Source organism: Flavonifractor sp. An306, from assembly GCF_002159455.1.
Taxonomy (GTDB): domain Bacteria; phylum Bacillota; class Clostridia; order Oscillospirales; family Oscillospiraceae; genus Flavonifractor.
The window spans coordinates 1-2,690 of record NZ_NFIQ01000153.1 but is presented as its reverse complement, the minus strand read 5'-3'; the positions used below and the strand labels follow the sequence as shown (position 1 = coordinate 2,690).

Genomic DNA, 2,690 nt, shown 5'->3' with positions numbered 1-2,690 from the left:
TGTGCTTGAACTCGGGTCCATTCAACCCAAGGCGTACCAGCCATACCCGAAAGGTGAACAGCTCATTATCGCTTTGCGTCTTGCGCATGACGGTGCTGCGCTGGGCGATGGCCTGGGCCGACATGGCAAGGCACAAATTCACATAGGCAGCAGCGCGGCCTGCGTGGAGCGTGGAGTTAAAACAGCGGAACTCCACGGTTCCTCGGTAAAACACAGAATGGAGATTGAGCGCATAGTACCGTGTCCAGTTGTAGTGCTCCGTGCTGCCGTTGTCCCCCTCGTACCAGATGGTTTCCAGCTGGGTCAGATTTTTGGTTTCTTCGGAGGAAAGCTGGCGTGCCTTTTGCAGCATGGGTTCTCGCACCTTTTGACAGTAATTCGCCACCCGGTTGGAATTCACTTTCAGGGCCTTGAAGAGAATATCCTCTTTGGAAAACATAATGCTCAGGAGGTTCTTCAGGCTCTGCCGGTTGTGATTGGAAGCGTCCACATGGACATGGATGCCGCAGGTATTGTTTACTTTTCCCCCGGCCTTTCTCACTTGCCTGATGCACTCCTGGAATTTAGGAAGTTCCGTATAGGCCAGTTTGGGTGAAACCATCTCCACGGAGTATTGAGAGTTGTTTATGGATTCATATTCGCTGTCGCCTTTGCACTCTGTTCGAATGCTGCCGTCATACATAAACTTCCATTCCTTGCCCTCCTCATCCCGCACATACCAGCTGTCGTAGTAGTCGTTGCCATGACGAGGTATCGTCCCAAAGTGTTCCGCCAGGGCGCTGGCGGCCTGTTCTCTTGTGATGCCGGTGAATTCCACTTCCACGCCAAAGCACTGGTCTTTCAGCCCTATTTCACTCATGCTGCCGCACCTCTCAGTTCCTCATCCACTGCCCGGATGCGGCGGCCAATGGCCTCGATCACAGTAATGGTGACGCTGTTTCCGGCCTGCTTGTAGGCTTGGGCATCTGAGGTGATAGCCAGGATCTTGTCGATCTGTTCTTCCGCAAATCCCTGGAGCCGAAGGCTTTCACGGGGCATCAGGCGGCGGATACGTCCGCCGCGCTCCACGATACCTTGGATGCAGCTGGTTTCCAGCGTGTGTGCGATATCCCGTCCTACACGCCCGCGGCGTGTATTGCTGCCCGCATATCCCAGGTCAACGGTATCGCCCACCATCGCCTCCTTATAGCCGCGTTTAGTCGCTTCTTTGATCAGCAGGACCCCAGAGCGTTCGCCACGGTGGTTACAGAGTGTCGTTTGACTATATCTAGCGGTCAGACACCTGGCATTTTCAGTCGGTGTCGGCCTGCCGATACACAGATCCACAAAACAGGACTGCGCCGAGTCAGGCTCCATCAGATACAGTCCGGTCTTTACTCCTTTTCCGCCGCCTCCGGCAGTCTGTGTGCAGGCGGTTCCTCTGGGGTCATAGACTCTGTATCCTTGCGAACCTCCGAGGATTTGTATAAGAGTTTTTCCGTTTGTTCCGAAGACAGGAAGTATTTTTCCGGCGCATCGGGGATCAAGATATCCGATAATGAACACCCGCTTTCGAACCTGGGGGACACGGAAATCCGCGCTGTTAAGCACCATCCATTCCACGCGGTACCCCAGGTCATTAAGCGTGGCGAGGATGGAAGAAAACGTCCGGCCTTGGTCATGCGTAAGCAGTCCTGGAACGTTCTCAAGCAGAAGATACGCAGGTCGTCTGGCTTGAGCCAGGCGGGCAATCTCAAAGAAGAGAGTTCCTCTGGCATCTTCAAATCCCTTTCTTCGACCAGCGTTTGAAAATGCCTGGCAGGGGAATCCCCCGCACAGGAGGTCGAAGTCGGGCAGGTCGTTGGGGTCGATTTTTCTTGCGTCTGGATAGTATCGCTCCTCCCTTCGAATATCATGGATGGCACGGTAACTGGCGTCAGCGTATTTGTCGATCTCACAGTGGCCCACGCACTGGAAACCTCCGGCCCGATCCAGTCCGGCTCGGAATCCGCCGATCCCGGCAAACATATCAAAATAGCGTATCAGGTGATCTCATCTCCTTCCTGCTGCAGGGCAAGAAGAAAGCCGAGGACATTCTCATCCATGTCCCCGGCCTGTGCCTGCTGGCTTTTTTCTGTTGTCAGATCCAAATGGCGCAGTTCTTCCCGGATCAGCCCCCGGATGGCGGACAGGAGGGCATCCTGTTCATGGGCCTTGCACACCATCCGACACACAGCGTCTGTCCGCTTCCCGGCAGGGATGGAGCTGAGAATGTGCCACGCCTCACGCTGTTGGGGTGATGTCAGAGAAAAAGAAAGGTTGAGCCGCCGCTTACCCGCCATGGCCGACACCCCGCGACATCTGCCCCACAAGGCGCTCATATCCTTTGGCGTTCAGGGATACGTCATCCAGGATAAGCGGGCGGCACAGGCCGTCTGTGGCCGAAAGGTGGCGCTTTAAGAGCGCCGCTCCACCACCCAGAAAGATGGTGGGCATAGCGCGGATGTCTAGGCCGCTCTCTGTGACTGCCGAGAGCAGGTTTCGGGCGTACTTGCCCGCCTGGGCATGGATGACCGCTCTGATCCGCTCGTCCATCCCGCCGGAGCTGCCCCGCAGGGCGCTCTCGATCTGAGCGGTAGTCATGGACAGCCCAAACAACCGGCGCACCTGTTCGCTGATTTCATCGATACAGCGGATCATGCCCAGTTCCA

General features: G+C 56.0%; 3 protein-coding genes and 1 pseudogene. All 4 read right to left on the bottom strand.

The window, feature by feature from the left end; genetic code table 11:
• A partial coding sequence (locus tag B5F88_RS18970; protein ID WP_087936989.1) for an amidoligase family protein occupies positions 1–859 on the bottom strand: 859 nt, incomplete at its 3' end.
• Positions 856–2,007: a DNA (cytosine-5-)-methyltransferase gene (gene dcm / locus B5F88_RS18965; protein ID WP_087936988.1), complete on the bottom strand. Its 1,152-nt coding sequence runs from the start codon at positions 2,005–2,007 to the stop codon at positions 856–858. The genes dcm and B5F88_RS18970, both read right to left, overlap by 4 nt.
• Positions 2,008–2,021: 14 nt before the next feature.
• Complete coding sequence (locus B5F88_RS21665) at positions 2,022–2,321, bottom strand: hypothetical protein (protein ID WP_242959893.1); 300 nt, start codon at positions 2,319–2,321, stop codon at positions 2,022–2,024.
• Positions 2,311–2,690 (bottom strand): annotated as a pseudogene (locus B5F88_RS18955) (plasmid segregation actin-type ATPase ParM); the annotation flags it as partial. The gene B5F88_RS21665 and the pseudogene B5F88_RS18955, both read right to left, overlap by 11 nt.

Excerpts from the sequence above, each read along its gene's own strand:
- dcm (WP_087936988.1), bottom strand. The coding sequence starts at position 2,007 with ATGTTTGCCGGGATCGGCGGATTCCGAGCCGGACTGGATCGGGCCGGA.
- B5F88_RS21665 (WP_242959893.1), bottom strand. The coding sequence starts at position 2,321 with ATGGCGGGTAAGCGGCGGCTCAACCTTTCTTTTTCTCTGACATCACCC.